Source organism: Pseudomonas sp. SDO55104_S430 (assembly GCF_054070595.1).
The window spans coordinates 1-207 of the sequence record NZ_JBSVXG010000534.1 but is presented as its reverse complement, the minus strand read 5'-3'; the positions used below and the strand labels follow the sequence as shown (position 1 = coordinate 207).

General features: G+C 57.5%; 1 tRNA gene. It reads left to right on the top strand.

Annotated features, from left to right (window positions below):
* Window positions 1-76 (top strand) — tRNA-Ala (locus ACW9JE_RS31005).
* Window positions 77-207 lie beyond the last annotated feature (131 nt).

Genomic DNA, 207 nt, shown 5'->3' with positions numbered 1-207 from the left:
GGGGCTATAGCTCAGCTGGGAGAGCGCCTGCATGGCATGCAGGAGGTCAGCGGTTCGATCCCGCTTAGCTCCACCAATTTACAGTTCAAGGTCTGGCCACACCGGCCTTGAATCGATCAGCACTCAGCACTGATCAGTTGTACAGAAGGTTTGTGTCCCCTTCGTCTAGTGGCCTAGGACACCGCCCTTTCACGGCGGTAACAGGGG